Annotated in this window: 11 protein-coding genes and 1 pseudogene; 5 read left to right on the top strand and 7 right to left on the bottom strand. The window is 62.2% G+C overall.

What is annotated here, in order from left to right; translation table 11 throughout:
• Positions 1-86: 86 nt before the first annotated feature.
• The 3 genes from BMI01S_RS16145 to BMI01S_RS16135 are packed head-to-tail and all read left to right on the top strand — an operon-like array spanning position 87 to position 5,817.
• A complete protein-coding gene (locus BMI01S_RS16145; protein ID WP_042289822.1) occupies positions 87-1,616 on the top strand; it encodes an efflux transporter outer membrane subunit in 1,530 nt (509 codons plus the stop codon).
• Complete coding sequence (locus tag BMI01S_RS16140; RefSeq protein ID WP_028231524.1) at positions 1,613-2,725, top strand: efflux RND transporter periplasmic adaptor subunit; 1,113 nt, start codon at positions 1,613-1,615, stop codon at positions 2,723-2,725. Before BMI01S_RS16145 ends, BMI01S_RS16140 begins: the two co-directional genes overlap by 4 nt.
• A complete protein-coding gene (locus tag BMI01S_RS16135; RefSeq protein ID WP_028231523.1) occupies positions 2,722-5,817 on the top strand; it encodes an efflux RND transporter permease subunit in 3,096 nt (1,031 codons plus the stop codon). The genes BMI01S_RS16140 and BMI01S_RS16135 overlap by 4 nt, the downstream gene beginning before the upstream one ends.
• Positions 5,818-5,937: 120 nt before the next feature.
• Here BMI01S_RS16135 and BMI01S_RS16130 read toward each other — a convergent pair whose 3' ends face one another.
• The 7 genes and pseudogenes from BMI01S_RS16130 to BMI01S_RS16100 all read right to left on the bottom strand — a co-directional run bounded on the left by BMI01S_RS16130 (position 5,938) and on the right by BMI01S_RS16100 (position 12,768).
• The gene (locus tag BMI01S_RS16130) at positions 5,938-6,705 is read right to left on the bottom strand and encodes an ABC transporter ATP-binding protein (protein WP_028231522.1); all 768 of its coding nucleotides are present in this window, start codon (positions 6,703-6,705) and stop codon (positions 5,938-5,940) included.
• Positions 6,702-7,583 carry an ABC transporter ATP-binding protein gene (locus tag BMI01S_RS16125; protein WP_028231521.1) on the bottom strand — a complete coding sequence of 294 codons (882 nt, stop codon included), beginning with the start codon at positions 7,581-7,583 and terminating at the stop codon, positions 6,702-6,704. Before BMI01S_RS16125 ends, BMI01S_RS16130 begins: the two co-directional genes overlap by 4 nt.
• A 1-nt stretch (position 7,584) precedes the next feature.
• Positions 7,585-8,499, bottom strand: a complete 915-nt coding sequence (gene nikC, locus BMI01S_RS16120; protein ID WP_028231520.1) for a nickel transporter permease — start codon at positions 8,497-8,499, stop codon at positions 7,585-7,587.
• Positions 8,500-8,557: 58 nt separating this feature from the next.
• Complete coding sequence (locus tag BMI01S_RS16115) at positions 8,558-9,628, bottom strand: ABC transporter permease (protein ID WP_028231519.1); 1,071 nt, start codon at positions 9,626-9,628, stop codon at positions 8,558-8,560.
• Positions 9,629-9,639: 11 nt separating this feature from the next.
• Positions 9,640-11,246: pseudogene (locus BMI01S_RS16110) on the bottom strand (ABC transporter substrate-binding protein).
• Between the two features lie 69 nt (positions 11,247-11,315).
• Positions 11,316-11,882 (bottom strand): D-alanyl-D-alanine dipeptidase, encoded by a 567-nt coding sequence (gene ddpX / locus BMI01S_RS16105; RefSeq protein ID WP_028213818.1) that lies wholly within the window; start codon positions 11,880-11,882, stop codon positions 11,316-11,318.
• Positions 11,883-12,051: 169 nt separating this feature from the next.
• Positions 12,052-12,768: a FadR/GntR family transcriptional regulator gene (locus BMI01S_RS16100; protein WP_028213817.1), complete on the bottom strand. Its 717-nt coding sequence runs from the start codon at positions 12,766-12,768 to the stop codon at positions 12,052-12,054.
• A 229-nt stretch (positions 12,769-12,997) separates the two neighbouring features.
• Between BMI01S_RS16100 and BMI01S_RS16095 the strand changes: the two genes are divergently transcribed.
• A complete protein-coding gene (locus tag BMI01S_RS16095; RefSeq protein ID WP_028231518.1) occupies positions 12,998-14,548 on the top strand; it encodes a sugar ABC transporter ATP-binding protein in 1,551 nt (516 codons plus the stop codon).
• Positions 14,541-15,572, top strand: a complete 1,032-nt coding sequence (locus tag BMI01S_RS16090; RefSeq protein WP_028213815.1) for an ABC transporter permease — start codon at positions 14,541-14,543, stop codon at positions 15,570-15,572. The genes BMI01S_RS16095 and BMI01S_RS16090 overlap by 8 nt, the downstream gene beginning before the upstream one ends.
• The last annotated feature ends 31 nt before the right edge of the window (positions 15,573-15,603 follow it).

Genomic DNA, 15,603 nt, shown 5'->3' with positions numbered 1-15,603 from the left:
CTGGCGTGGGTCGGCGCCGCGAACCCGAAGTCGCGCCGGCCTTCCATTACGCCAGTCGTAGACCAACGCTGCTGGACCCCCGCACCATGCTGCCCATATCGACCATTTTTCGCACAACGAGGCGCCCATCGCGGCCCGCTGGAGTGGCGGGTCGCGGCAGGGCGGTTGCGTTCGCGGTGTCGCTCGCGGTCGTTCTGGCCGGTTGCGCAACACCGGTGATGCAACCCGCGGTCGAGGTGCCAGACAGGTTTGCGGCCACCTCAGCATCGACGGAGGAGCCCGAGGCCGCCTGGTGGGATAGCTATGGCGATCCGGTGCTGTCCGATCTGGTCCGTCGCGCGGCGCACGAAAACCGGGACGTCCGGATCGCGGCGGAACGCGTGCGCGCCGCGCGAGCCGGAGAAACAATCAGCCGGTCGTGGCTCTGGCCGACCGTGATCGTTGGCGCCAACGGCTTCAATCACACGACGACCTACGATACCGCCCTGAAGAACTTCGTGCCCGAAGCGGCGAATACGCGAGCGGGACAGGTCGGTATCGCCGCCTCGTGGGAAGTCGACCTGTTCGGCCGCCTGCGGGCAGGTGCGAAGGCGGCTGCAGCCGATGCGGCCGCAGTCGAGAATACCGCGCGCGGCGTGCGCCTTCTCGTGATGACCGATGTTGCGACGAACTACTTTACGCTCGTCGGGGCGTTGCGCCAGCTGGAGACCGTGCGCGCGATCTCGGCTGCGCAGGACGAGACGCTGCGCCTCGTGATCGCCCGTGAACGCGCCGGGCTCGCGACGCCGTTCGATGTCGAGCGCGTGCAGACGGAAGCATCCAAAACGCACGCGGCGATACCGCCGCTCGAGACGCTTGCTGCGATCTCGCGCCATCGCATTGCGGTGCTCGTGGGAGACCAGGCTTTCAACGCCGAGAGCATCGCGCCATCGGGCGTCGAAGCCATCGTTCCGCCCGCGCATCCGGGGCAACCGGCCGCCCTGCTGCAGCGCAGACCGGACCTGCTCGTCGCAAGCGCGCAGCTCGATGCTGCCAACGCGCGCAGGCAACAAGCGATGGCGGAATGGTTTCCGCGGCTCATTCTCGGCGCAGTGTTCGGCCGTGAGTCGATCGACCTCAACGGCGTTGCGCTCGGTCCCGCGCGCTTCAGCAACGTAGCGGGCCTCATCGCCATGCCGATCTTCAATGCGGGGCGGACTCGCGCGATCAACGACATCGCCGAAAGCGGTCAGAAGGAAGCGGTGCTTCACTATGAGGACGCGATCGTGCGAGCGCTCGAAGACGTCGAGAACGCGCTGGTCGCGCTCGACGATGAGCGCCAGCGGGCGCAGCTGCTGCACGACGCCGCGTCGAGTGCCGAAGCGGCGCTGGGCCGCGCGCAATCGCTCTACAACCGCGGCCAGATCGATCTGCTGCCGCTGCTCGATGCTCAGCGGACGCGGTTGGCCGTCCGTGCGATCGACAACGACAGCCGCACGCAATTGCTGCTCGCCAGCGTCCAGCTCTACAAGGCGCTCGGTGGCGGCTGGGAGGTCTTCGAGCCCGTGGCCGCGCCTGACGGCACGCCGGTTTCCGGCAATTCATCGAGTGTGGACCGAGACAAGGAACCATCGTGAAAAACTCTCTACGCACGCTGTTCGCGGTGTTGCCGAGTGCCGCGATGCTGGTCGCATGCGGATCGAAGCCCGCCCCCGAGGCGCTTCGAGCGGTCCGCACTGTCGAGATCCGCTATGACGATAGCGCCGTGACGGATCGGTATGTCGGCACCGTGCAGTCGCGCCATGAAGTCAACGAGGCGTTCCGTGTCGGCGGCAAGGTCGTCAAGCGCAAGGTCGACGTCGGTCAGAAGGTTCGCGAAGGCGATGTACTCGCAGTGCTCGACGACACCGACTATCAGCTTGCCGAGGAAGCGGCGCGACAGCAGCTCACCGCGGCCGTGTCACAGGCGAGGTTCGCCGAGTCCGATCGGCAGCGGCTCACCTCGCTCAAGACCGACGGCTCCGTAAGCGTCTCCGACGACGAGAAGGCACAGACCGGCGCGCAGACAACTTCGGCGACGGCAGAGGCCGAGCGCAAGAAGCTCGAACTCGCACGCAACCGGCTGAAATACACGGTGCTGCGCGCGTCGCAGAGTGGCGTCGTCACGGCCGTGCGGTTCGAGGTGGGCGAGGTTGTCGCCGAAGGACAGCCGATGGTATCGATCGCGAACGAGGGCGAGCCCGAAATCGTCGCCGATCTTCCGGAAGATCGTCTTGCAACGTTCAGCGCGGCGCGATATAAGGCGTGGCTCGCCAGCGCGCCGGAGCAAAGCTTCGAGGTCCAGTTGCGCGAGCTCTCGCCGCAGGCCGCGGCGCAAACCCGGACCTACCGCGCCCGCCTGAAGCCCGCGGTACCGAGGCCGCTGCCGCTCGGCGCGACCGCTACGCTGCTGGTCGAACGTCCGGCCGGCGAAGCGCCGGCGGCCGTGATTCCCGCCTCGGCACTCACGCAGAACAAGGGGCAGCCCGCCGTCTGGGTGGTTCGTCGCGAGGGTTCCCGGTCGGTGGGTACGGTCGACCTCGTCCGCGTTTCGGTGCACGGCTATCGCAATGACGACGTGCTCGTTTCCGGTCCGCCTGCTGGCGAACTCGTCGTGACCGCGGGGGTACAGAAGATGGCCCCGGGCCTGAAGGTCGCGCTTGCAGGCGCACCGGGTGTTCCGCAAACCGGGCAAGCTGTGCAATGAAGCCGTTCAATCTCACCGAATGGGCGCTGAACCACCGCGCCATCGTGCTGTTCCTGATCCTCGTGATCGGCATTGGCGGTACGCTCAGCTTCGCCAGGCTCGGCCAGCTCGAGGACCCGAACTTCTCGGTGCCGTCGATGACGGCGCTCGTGATCTGGCCCGGCGCCACCGCGCAACAGATCCAGGACGAGCTGCTCAACCGCATGGAAAAGAAGTTCGAGCAACTCGATCATTTCGAGAAGGTCGTGACCTATGCGCGCCAGGGCTATGGCGGCATGACGATCACCGTGAAGGGCGGCACGTCCCATGAGGACCAGCGCGAGGCCTGGTACCAGGCGCGCAAGAAGTTCACCGACATCAAGCTCGAGCTTCCTGATGGTGTAATCGGCCCGATCTTCAACGACGAATACGGCGACGTGACCGGGTTGCTCTATGCCGTCAAAGGAGACGGCGTCAGTCAGTGGGAGCTGTCCGACGTATCGGAAACCATCAAGCGGCAGCTGCTCAAGGTGCCGATGGTGAAAAAGATCGACATCTATGGCAAGCAGGCCAAGAAGGTCTACGTCGAATTCTCGAACGAGCGGCTCGCCGCGCTCGGGATTACGCCGCTGCAGATCGCTGAAAGCCTCAGAAGCCAAAACAGCGTATTGGCCAGCGGCCAGGTCGACACGCACGGCGACCGCGTGCTCGTGCGCGTGAGCGGCCAGTTCCACAGCCTCGACGATATCCGCAACGTTCCGATCGCTGCCGGCGGGCGACTGCTCAAGCTCGGCGACTTCACGACGATCACACGCGGATACGAAGATCCGCCGATCTATACGGTACGCCATAACGGGCAGCAGGTGCTGATGCTCGGCATCACGATGACCGACGACGGCAACATTGTCGACCTGGGCAAGGCGATCGAGCAGGCAGTCGCAAAAGTGCAGCTCGAGCTGCCCTACGGCGTTGAACTCGAGCGGGTGGCCGATCAGCCGACCGTCGTCAGCGAATCGATCTGGGAGTTCGAGCGCTCGCTGCTGGAAGCGCTGACCATCGTGCTCGCGGTCTGTCTCATCAGTCTCGGGTGGCGCACGGGAATCGTGGTCGGTATTTCCGTGCCGATCGTGCTCGGTGTCGTCGCCCTGGTCATGCGTGCGATGGGCTGGAATCTCGAGCGCGTCTCGCTCGGATCCCTCATCATTGCCCTCGGTCTGCTGGTCGATGACGGCATCATCGCGGTCGAGATGATGGTCGTGAAAATGGAGGAAGGTTGGGACCGCGTGAAGGCGGCCGCCTATTCATACACGGCGACTGCCATGCCGCGGCTGACCGGCGCGCTCATTACGGCTGCCGCCTTCATGCCGATCGGTTTTTCCCAGTCGACCACCGGCGAATACGCGGGCGGCATTTTCTGGATCGTCGGCACGGCAGTGCTGTTCTCGTGGGTCGTCTCGGGGATCATCACGCCATATCTGGCCGTCAACCTGCTGCCGAAGGACATCGGAAAGCAGCAACATGGCAGCGATCCATACGACACGCCTTTCTATCGCAAGCTGCGAACGTGGATCGACCTGGCGCTCGTGCGACGCTGGTGGGTCATCGGGGCGACGTTGATCGCGCTCGCCGCCGCGGTTGTCGCGAGCCGGCTCGTACCCCAGCAGTTCTTCCCGAGCAGCGCGCGACCGGAGCTGGTCGTCGAGCTGCGACTGAAAGAAGGGGCGTCGTTCGCCGCGACGACCGAGCAGGTGAAGAAAATGGAGGCGCTGCTCAAGAAGGACCAGGACGTGCGTTTCTTCACGGCCTACACGGGAGCGGGGCAGCCACGCTTCTATCTCGCGCTCAATCCCGAACTGCCGAACCCGGGCTACGCCGTCTTCGTGGTGATGACGAAAGACACGAAGGCCCGTGAGCGCGTGCGCTCGCGCCTGATGCAAACCGTCAACGAGCAATTCCCTCAAGCCTGGGTTCGAGTCACCCGCCTCGAACTTGGTCCGCCAGTTGGGTTCCCGGTCCAGTTCCGCGTCGTCGGCTCGGACACACAGAAGGTCCGCGAAATCGCCCGCGAAGTCGAAAGAGTGGTCGCGTCGAGCCCCAAAGTGCGTGACGTGCAGCTCGACTGGAACGACCCGGTTCGTACGTTGAAGATCGACCTCGACCAGGACAAGGCGCGCGCGCTAGGGCTGGCTCCAGCCGACGTCACCTTCGTGACCCAGACATTCACGAACGGCGCACCGCTGTCCCACTTGCGCGAGGGGGAGGACCTGATTGAAATAGTCGCTCGCGCGGTGCCTTCCGAGCGGCTCGATCTAGGCGTGCTGAAGGACGTGAACCTCTATACCCGCGAGGGAACGGTGGTGCCGCTGTCGCAGGTCGCACGCGTGCGCTATGAACTTGAAGAGCCGGTGCTCTGGCGCCGCAACCGCGACATGGCGATCACCGTGCGGGCAGACGTCAAGGATGGTGAGCAGGGCGTGTCCGTGACCCAGGAAATCCGGCCGCTCCTGAAGGACATCGAGGCGCAGCTGCCCTTCGGTTACCGCATCGACGTGGGCGGCGCGGTCGAGGAAAGCGACAAGGCCAATCGCGCGCTGATGGCGGTCTTTCCCGTCATGCTGGTCACCATCCTGACGATCCTCATGCTGCAGCTGCAGAGCTTCTCGCGCATGACGATGGTATTCCTCACGGCCCCGCTGGGGCTCATCGGCGTGGTCGCGGCGCTGCTCATCTTCCAGGCGCCGCTCGGGTTCGTCGCCATTCTCGGCATCACCGCGCTGTGCGGGATGATCATGCGAAACTCAGTGATCCTTGTGGACCAGGTGCAGACGGAAATCGCGCAAGGGCGGGACACGTGGACGGCGGTCGTCGATGCGGCCGTGCATCGCACGCGTCCGGTCACGTTGACCGCCGCTGCCACGGTGCTCGCCATGATTCCGCTCACTCGAAGCATATTTTGGGCGCCTATGGCCATCGCCATCATGGGCGGCCTTACCATTGCGACCTTGCTGACCATTTTCTTCATGCCGGCTCTGTACGCGGCGTGGTTCAACGTTCGCCGCAAGACCGAATCGCAAGCAGTAGAGCCGTCGCCTTCCGACCCTTCTGAACGGTGAGCGCGCGACTGGAAGACGCGATGCCAAAATCGCGCGCGCGGCTCTGGGCGGTATCCAGTCTGGCACGTTCGAGCACGTCGTCGAACGAATTCTTCACGACCGTCGCAGACACGAGCGCCTTTATAGCGCAGCGTCGATACCCAACGCGCCGACAGCCTTGCGCTGATAGCCATTCGTCGCGAGCAACAGGCTGCGTGAATACTCGTTATCGACCTCCTGTGCTCTGATTTTCCCCACATCGAGTTCCTCGACGATCACGCCATTGCGCATGATCGCAACGCGCGAGCACAGAAAGCTCACGACCGCGAGATTGTGTGTGACGAGAATCATCGTCAGATTACGCTCGCGATGCAGGCGCTTGAGCAAGTTCAATATCTCGGCTTGCACGGAAACATCGAGCGCCGATGTCGGCTCGTCGAGCAGCAACACACGCGGCTCGACGATCAGCGCGCGCGCAATCGCCACGCGTTGCCGCTGCCCACCCGAGAGCTGATGCGGATAGCGAAATCGAAACGACGCATTGAGCCCGACTTCACGCAGCGCATTGACGATACGTTCTTCATGCTGACCGATGCGGTTGATACGCAACGGTTCGCGCAATGTCTGATCGACAGTGAAGCGTGGATGCAGCGAGCCGTACGGGTCCTGAAACACCATTTGCACAGCGCGCTTTTGCGCGACACCGCCTTGCTGCGCAATGCGCACCGTGCCTTGCGCGCCAGGCGTCAGTCCGCTCAACGCACGAAGAATGGTCGACTTGCCGGAACCCGACTCACCGACGAGCCCGAACGCTTCGCCTTGCGCTACATGAAAGCTCACATCGCGGACGGCATCGACCGCGCCCGCGTTCGTCTTGAAGCGCACTGTCAACGCATCGACGTCGATCATGCGGACGCTCCATGCGTGTCGTTGCGCCATGCAGGATCGCGCGACAGAACGGGCAGTTCGGCAGGCGGATTGGCAAGCGGCGGATTCGCGGCAAGCAAGCCGCGCGTATAGGGGTGTTGTGCATGCATGAGATCTCGCGCCGCGCACGTTTCGACGACACGCCCCGCATACATCACCACCACCCGATCGCAGAACGACATGACGAGCGGCAAGTCATGGCTGATGAAAATGAGGCCGGTATCGTGTTTGGCGATCATTTCGTCGAGTACGGCGAGCACCTGCATCGATACGAGCACGTCGAGCGCACTGGTCGGCTCGTCGGCGATCAGCAGGCGGGGTCCCGTCGATACCATCATCGCGATCATCACGCGCTGTCCCATGCCGCCGGAAAGCTCATGCGGGTAGGAATCGGCGACGCGTGCAGGGTTACGGATATGCACCGCTTCGAGGGCCGCGATGATCTTTTCACGCATCGCATGCCGGTTGAGTCTCGGATCATGCAGTGCAAACGCCTCGCGCATTTGCTGCGCGACGGTCATCACCGGGTTCAGCGAGTACTTCGGATCTTGCAGGATCATGCCCATTTGCCGACCGCATAGACGGCGGCGCCTGTCGGCGCGCATGTTCAGCAGATCATTTCCGTCGAAGCACAACGTTTTCGCGGTGTAATGCGCGGCTGGCGGCAGAAGTCCGAGCAGCGCGCGGCCCGTCAGCGACTTTCCCGAACCCGATTCGCCGACGATGCCAAGCCGCTCGCCTTTATTCAACGTCAGCGAGAGTCCGCGCACGGCTTCATTCAGTGTGCCATCGTGCGTGCGAAATGCGATGCGCAGATCGTCGATCTCACAGAGAGGCGAGCGCGTTTCGTTCGTGCCCATATCAGTCTCCATGGCGTGGATCGAACACGTCGCGCAAGCCGTCGCCGAGCAGGTTGAACGCGAGGCTCACGAGCAGAATCGCGAAGCCCGGTATCGTCGCCACCCACCACGCGTCGAGCAGGACGTTGCGGCCCGAGGCGACCATGAAGCCCCATTCGGGACTGGGCGGTTGGGCGCCGAGCCCCAGAAAACCCAGGCCCGCGACGGTCAGAATGATGCCCGCCATATCAAGCGTCGCGCGAACGATCACCGATGACGAACACAGCGGCACGATATAGCGCAACAGGATGCGCAGGTTCGACGCGCCTTGCAGCCGCGCGACGTGTATGAAATCGGCTTGCACGAGCCTCAACGTTTCCGCGCGTGCAAGGCGCGCATACGCGGGCCACGCGGTGATCGAAATAGCGATCACTGCATTGAACACACCGGGCCCCAATGCCGCGGCGAATGCGAGCGCAAGCACGATCTTCGGGAACGCGAGCGCGATATCCGTCACGCGCATCAGCACGTTGTCGACCCAGCCTCCGAAGAAGCCCGCCGTCGTGCCGATCAGCAAGCCGATCGGCACGACGACCACGACAACGAGGATCGCAATCGACAGCGTCAGGCGCGAGCCGTAAATGATGCGCGAAAGAATATCGCGTCCGAGCTGATCGGTGCCAAGCCAATGAGAGGCCGAACCGGGCGGCAGCAGACGGTCGGACAACACCTGCCGAAGCGGATCATGCGGCGCGATCCAGGGACCGACGACGGCGACGATCGTGAGGAGGACGAGAATCGACAGACCGAACACCGATAGCGGATTACCCGAGAAACGCCGCCAGCGACGATACGCAAGACCGAGCGCCGCCTGCCTGCGCGAAGCGGGCGTATCGGTCAGCAGCCAGGCTCTCCACGCTGGGCTTGGCGCGTTCATCGGCATGTCCTGCGTTGACGTCTCAACAGGTGGACGCACGTTGCAAATCTCCGTTGCATCAGCGGGCGCGCGGATCGAACACGCGATAGAGCGCATCCGTCAGCAGGTTCAACGCAATGAAAGTCACGCCGATCACGAGCGTGCTGCCGAGCACGGCATTCATATCGGCGTTGAGCAGGGCGCCCGTCAGATACGAACCGATGCCCGGCCACGCGAATACGATTTCGGTGAGCACCGAGCCTTCGAGCAAAAAGCTGTACGACAGTGCGATCACCGTCAGCAGCGGCACCGCGATATTGCCGAATGCGTGCACCCACACGACTCGCCGCTCGGACAAGCCTTTTGCGCGTGCCGTCGTGATGTACTCCTGGTTCAACTGGTCGAGCATGAACGAGCGCGTCATCCGGCTCAGATAGGCGACCGAGTAGTAGCCCAATATCGCAGCAGGCAACGCAATATGCGACAGTGCATTGAAAAACACATCCCATTCCCCCGCGATCAGCGAATCGATCAGCAGACTGCCCGTGTGCGTATCGACCATGCCGTCGAACACCGGGTCGATTCTTCCGGGCCCCGACACCCAATGTAGCTTCGCATAGAACAACAGCAGTCCCATCAGGCCGAGCCAGAACACGGGCACCGAGCTGCCGATCAGGCCGATGAAACGCGCGACGTGATCGATCCAGCGGTTGTGCCGTGTCGCGGCAATCACGCCGAGCGGCACACCGACCAACACTCCGATGATCGTGGACAGTGTGGCGAGCTCCAATGTGGCCGGGAAGACGCGCTTGATGTCGTCGAGCACGGGATTCGCCGTCAGCAGCGATACGCCCAGATCGCCGTGCAGCACCGCGCGCACGTAGATGAAAAACTGCTCGGCAAGGGGCTTGTCGAGTCCAAGCTGAATGCGCGCGGCCGCATAAGCGCTCGCCGACGCGCGATCGCCGAGTATGGCGAGCACGGGATCAATCGGCACCTTGCGGCCGATCACGAAGGTCACGGCCAGCAAACCCGTGAACGTGACGGCGAGCGTGAGCGCCCAGCGCAGCACGCGCAACGCCCAGCGCACGGTCGCGCTGCGCGTGGACGCAGCGCGTATCCGGTCAATGGGAGTGAGCGTTGTCGACATGTCTCGCGCACTTACTGCTTCTTCACCTGCAGCCAGGACACGAGATCGTTGATCGGACCGACTTCGAGGCCCGACACGCCCGGACGCATCGCCACTTGCGACACCTGCTGGAACATGATGACGAACGGCGACTTTGCGAGCATTTCCCTCTGCATCGTCTGATAGAGCTGCGCGCGCTTTGTCGTCGACGATTCGGCGAGCGCCGCATTCGTCTCTTTCGTCAGGTCGGGAATGTCCCAGGAATTACGCCATGCGAGCATCTTGTACGCGGATTTGTCCGAGTTGTCCGGATTCCATGCGTAGCCCTGCGCATTGCTGTGTGGGTCGATGTAATCCGCTGACCATTCGCCAATGTAGATATCGTGCTGACGCGCGCGATACTTCGCGAGCGTCTGCTTGTTGTCGCCCGGAATGATCTCGACCTTGATGCCGCCTTGCGCGAGATTCGCTTGTACGGCTTGCGCGATTTCGTTGTACGGGTAAGCGCTGCGCACTCCATCGTCACATTGAAGCCATTGGGCAAGCCCGCTTTGGCGAGCAGCGCCTTGGCCCTGGCAACGTCCTGGTGATACGGATTGGTATTCAACGCGCCGAGGAAACCTTCGGGCAGGAACGTTTGATGTACCTTGAACGTGCTCTTCGTCACGTTCTTCTGAATGCCGTCATAGTCGATCAGCCATTTCATGGCTTCCTGCACTTCCGGCTTCGCGAGATTCGGGTTCTTCACGTTCAGGCCGAGATAGAGTAATGTCGCTTGCGGCATGGACATCACCTGCACCTTGTTGGCCTTGGTCAATGCGGCGAGATCGTCGGGGCTCAGAGTGCGCGCGACATCCGCGTCGCCGTTTTCGAGCAGCAGGCGTTGGCTCGCGGCTTCCGGCACATGGCGCATCACGATGCGCTTCATCGCGAGCGGCAGCCGGTAGCCGTCGTATTTCTGCAGGATGATGCTGTCGTTCGCGGTCCATTTGACGAGCCTGTACGCGCCAGAGCCCGCTTCGTTCGTGCGCAGCCATTCGTTGCCGAAATCGTTGCCCTTCTGATGCGACATCAGGAGCTGCTTGTCGACCACCGACGCGGGCCACGCACCCAGCACGTTGAGCACGAATGTGGGCGCGTATTTCTGATCGGTCGTAATGCTGACCGTCGAGTCGTCGATTTTCTTGATGTTTTGCAGCGCGTTGTCTTTGGTCAGGCCAATGCCTTGCAATACGGCCGCCGCGCCTTTGTCGAGCAGCACGCAGCGCTGGATCGACCACGCGACATCATCGGCTGTCAGCGGATTGCCCGAATGGAACTTGAGACCCGGGCGAATCTTGAACGTGAACGTGAGTCCATCGGGGCTGACCGTCCACGATTGCGCGACATCGCCATTGAATTTTGCCGGGTCTTTCAGATCGACACGCACCAGTCGATCATAGGTATTCGCGACATATTCTTCCGGCACGAGCTCATAGACTTCGCCCGGATCGAGCGTCGAGAATTCGTCGAGCGTGGTGGCGATCACCAGCATGTCTTTCGGCGTCGCCGCAAATGCAGTACTTGTTGCCGTCATCGTAAGCGTCAGTGCGGATACGACCGCGACTGCCGCCAGCGCATTGCGCAAAACCAGATTCATACTCGCTCCGTATCGAGAGGGGAAATCGGTGAGAAACCCACAAACGGACAGCAAAGAACCAGAACGCGATTACATCAATTTCAGGGGGCCGCTTTCGCTATTATCAATAACGGGAAGCGAGCGTGAACCAGGGATTTCGTAATGCCACCATTCACTTGAAATATGCATGAATCCTGCCGCATGCATGATGCCGAGCAGCAGCAGGCGATTGCGCTGCACGTGCTGAGGCAATCCGTGATGGAAGTGCTCGGACTCCTTGATCATTGCATCGAAGCCCGTGCCCATGTCGAGCGCTTCACCGTTGCTGTCGATCAGGGTGAGATCGAGCGCCGTACCCCGGCTATGGTTCGAGCCTTGGCCAAGTTCTGCGACATAGGTGGGATCGGGCAGAAAATCCCACAGTACTTTTTGTGCTTGCGGCGGACGGTACGCATCGAAAATGCGCAGCTTCATGCCGGCGCTTCCAGCAAGTTCGACGGCTTTGCGCAATCTGGCTTCAGCGGGCGCGAGCAGCAGGGCGTGCGCTTCCTTGTAGATCGGCTTGCCGGTGAAATTGCGATCGGTCGCATACACGAGATCGAGTTCGACGCCGTGCGTTTCCGGGGTGATGTGAATGAGGTGCGGCGTATCGGTCATGATGGTCAAAGATCGAATTGATCGAGCTGCGCAACCGCACGGAGCGACCTGGCAGTGGCAGAGCGACACAAGTGTGAGCGGCACTTGTAAGGGTCGGTGCTCAGATGCCGATGACATGGCACATGATTCCTTCCACAGCGTAGCGTCGAGCCGACAGGCGCGTACTTTATCACTTGCTTACCCGGTTATCTGGACCTTGTTTCAATGCTCCGCCTATCCATCGCTCTTCGGAGGCTTTGAGGTGAGCACGCATCGCTGTTTGCGCCGCGATAGGATCGCCGGCCTGCAGGGCTCTCAGGACCTCTTCGTGCTCGCGTACTGCCTCGGTCCAGGTTTGAGGACTTTCCGAATGACCGCGCATGGCGGCCGCGATCGGATCGTGTCGGCTATCGAAGAGTTCGCCGACGAAGCGACTCAGTACGGAGTTACCAGCGGCCTCCGCGATCAGCATGTGGAATTGCCGGTCCGCTTCAACGGGGGATTTGCCCGCTGCTGCCAGTCTGCGCATCCGCTCGATTGAGCGGCGCAGGCGATCGAGCGTGGCGGCGGTCATGCGCGCTGCGGCGAGCACCGAGACGCTGCCTTCGATCGCGGCGCGCGCCTGCATCAGCTCGGACGGGCTATCGCCAAGGGACCCCACCGCGCTCTCATCATCGGTACCTGTTTCGCGCACATAGACGCCAGATCCGACACGGATCTCCACCTTGCCACCGATCTCCAGTGCAATAAGCGCCTCACGTAAAGAGGGCCGGGAGACGCCAAGCTTGATGGCGAGTTCGCGCTCCGGTGGCAGACGCTCGCCCGCCGGGAACTCGCCCTGACGAATCAACGTGAGGATCTGCGTAGCGATGGATTGGTAAAGCCGCTTGGGTTCTGTTGATTTCACGATGAGGTTCTGTGCCTGCCAGCTGCCGACAAGTCGAACGGCCCATGGAGTCTAGCATTTCGGCTGAGGTGCCGTGGGACAACCGATTGCGCCAGTCCTGGGGTTTTCCTTATGGGTAAGGCCAGTTGATATAAATCATATTGGCTTGACCAAATCCACAGTTTGCCGTCTAATTCGTCCCAATTGGACTGACCAGCGCGAAGCCAGGTTGGCCGTTAAAGGAGACGAGATGAGCGTGCCCACCGGTCTGTCCAGCCTGGACGCAGACCTCCGCAAGCTACGGAACGAGGAAATCCTTCGCCTCGAAGGTATCGGAAAGCGCTTCCCGGGCGTGATCGCGCTCGACGGCATCAACCTCGATCTGCGCTGTGGTGAAGTCCACGCCATTTGCGGCGAAAACGGGGCGGGCAAGTCCACGCTGATGAAGATCATCAGCGGGCAATACCGCCCGGACGCCGGCGTGATCCGCTATCGCGGCGAGGCCGTGCAGTTCCTCTCGACTTCCGAAGCGCAGCGCGCAGGCATCGCGATCATTCATCAGGAACTGAACCTGGTGCCGCATCTGAGCGTGGCGGAAAACCTCTATCTGGCGCGCGAGCCCAAGCGCGGACCCTTCGTCGACACACGCAGGCTCAACGCGGATGCAACGCGTTGTCTGGCACGCATCGGGCTGGATGTGGCGCCCACGACGCTGGTCGGGACGCTCTCGATCGCGCAGCAGCAGATGGTCGAAATCGCCAAGGCGCTTTCGCTCGACGCTCAGGTGCTGATCATGGACGAGCCGACGTCGTCCCTCACTGAATCGGAAACGGTCCAGCTATTCAGGATCATCAAGGAACTACGAGCAGCGGGCGTGGCGATTCTCTACATTTCGCATCGGCTCGACGAGATGGCGCACATTGTCGACCGCGTGACGGTTCTGCGCGATGGCCGCCACATCTCGACCGATGACTTCTCTGCGCTGAGCGTCAACGATATCGTTGCGCGCATGGTCGGCCGCTCGCTCGAGGACGCCTATCCGGCGAGGCAATCGTCTCCTGCCGAAGAGGTGCTCCTGAGTGTGAAGGATCTGCGCCGCAACGGTGTGTTCGGCCCGGTCTCTTTCGAGCTGCGCAGAGGCGAGATTCTCGGATTTGCAGGCCTCATAGGCGCGGGTCGCACGGAGGTTGCGCGCGCAATCTTCGGCGCTGACAAGCTCGATAGCGGAACGATCACGCTTCATGGTCGGCCGGTGAGCATCCGCTCACCGCGAGAGGCCATCCGGCACGGTCTCGCCTATCTGTCCGAAGACCGGAAGAAGGAGGGCCTGGCGCTGATGATGCCGGTTGCCGCCAACATCACGCTGGCAAACGTGCGCGCCATTGCGTCACGCACGGGCTTCCTGCGCTTTCGGGAGGAGCACCAGATCGCCGAACGATACGTCAAGGAGCTGGCGATCCGGACGCCGTCGGTCAATCAGATCGTGCGCAATCTTTCGGGCGGCAACCAGCAAAAGGTCGTGATCGGCAAGTGGCTCTATCGTGGCTCAAAGATCCTGTTTTTCGACGAGCCGACCCGCGGTATCGACGTTGGCGCGAAGTTCGCCATTTACGGGTTGATGGACCGGCTTGCCGCAGACGGCGTCGGGGTCGTGCTGATCAGTTCCGAGTTGCCTGAACTGCTCGGCATGACGGATCGGATTGCCGTCTTCCATGAGGGTCGCATGACTGCGGTTCTCGAAACCGCACATACCAGTCAGGAGGAAATCATGCACTACGCTTCGGGGCGCGCCCATGCTTGAAATGACATCCGAATCGACTCAGGCCGCAAGGCAGACCGCCCAGCAACGGCGGCGCGACCTTATCCAGAAGTTTGCAGCATTGGGCAGCCTGGTCGTGCTCCTGGCGGCATTTTCTGTGACGAGTTCGGCATTCTTCTCGGTAGGCAACCTGATGACCGTCTGCCTGCAGGTGACGTCCATCGCCTACCTGGGCGTTGCGGCTACGTGCGTCATCATAACCGGCGGCATCGACCTCTCGGTCGGCTCCGTTCTTGCACTCGCGGGAGTTTCCGCAGCACTCCTGACAAAGGGTGGCGCGCCCGTGCCGGTCGCGATGCTCTGCGGCGTGCTGGTCGGCGCGCTGTGCGGGACGGTAAACGGAATCTGCGTGACGCGTATGAGACTGCCGCCGTTCATTGCGACATTGGGCATGATGCTCGTTGCGCGGGGGCTGGCGCTGCAGATCACCGGCGCCCGCCCGGTTTCGGATCTCGGCGACGCATTTGGAGCACTCGGAAACGGGGCGCTGTTTCGCGTCTCCCATATTGGCGCGGACGGATTTCCGGACACGACGTTTCCAGGTATTCCGTTTCCGGTCGTCATCATGATCGTCGTGTTCGTCGCGGTCTCCGTGTTGCTGTCAAAGACCTCGCTTGGCCGCCACATCTACGCGGTGGGCTCGAACGCGGAAGCGGCGCGGCTTTCCGGCGTGAACGTTCAGGGCGTGACGCTTTTCACGTACGTCCTCTCCGGTGCCATGGCCGGAGTGACGGGCTGTGTGTTGATGTCCCGACTCGTCACCGGGCAACCCAACGAGGGTGTCATGTACGAGCTCGACGCGATTGCCAGTTCGGTCATCGGCGGCACTTCGCTGATGGGCGGTGTGGGGACGATCTCGGGAACGGCAATCGGGTCGTTCGTCATCGGTGTCCTGCGCAACGGACTCAACATGAACGGCGTATCGAGTTTCATCCAGCAGATCATCATCGGCGTCGTCATTCTCGGCACTGTCTGGATCGACCAGTTGCGAAATCGCAAGCGGTAATCACTCGTAGTTCAACCACCACACGAAGTTC

The organism is Paraburkholderia mimosarum LMG 23256 = NBRC 106338 (assembly GCF_000739815.1).
Taxonomy (GTDB): Bacteria; Pseudomonadota; Gammaproteobacteria; order Burkholderiales; family Burkholderiaceae; genus Paraburkholderia; species Paraburkholderia mimosarum.
The sequence above is the reverse complement of the archived record's forward strand: the minus strand, read 5'-3'. Positions and strand labels throughout refer to the sequence as shown.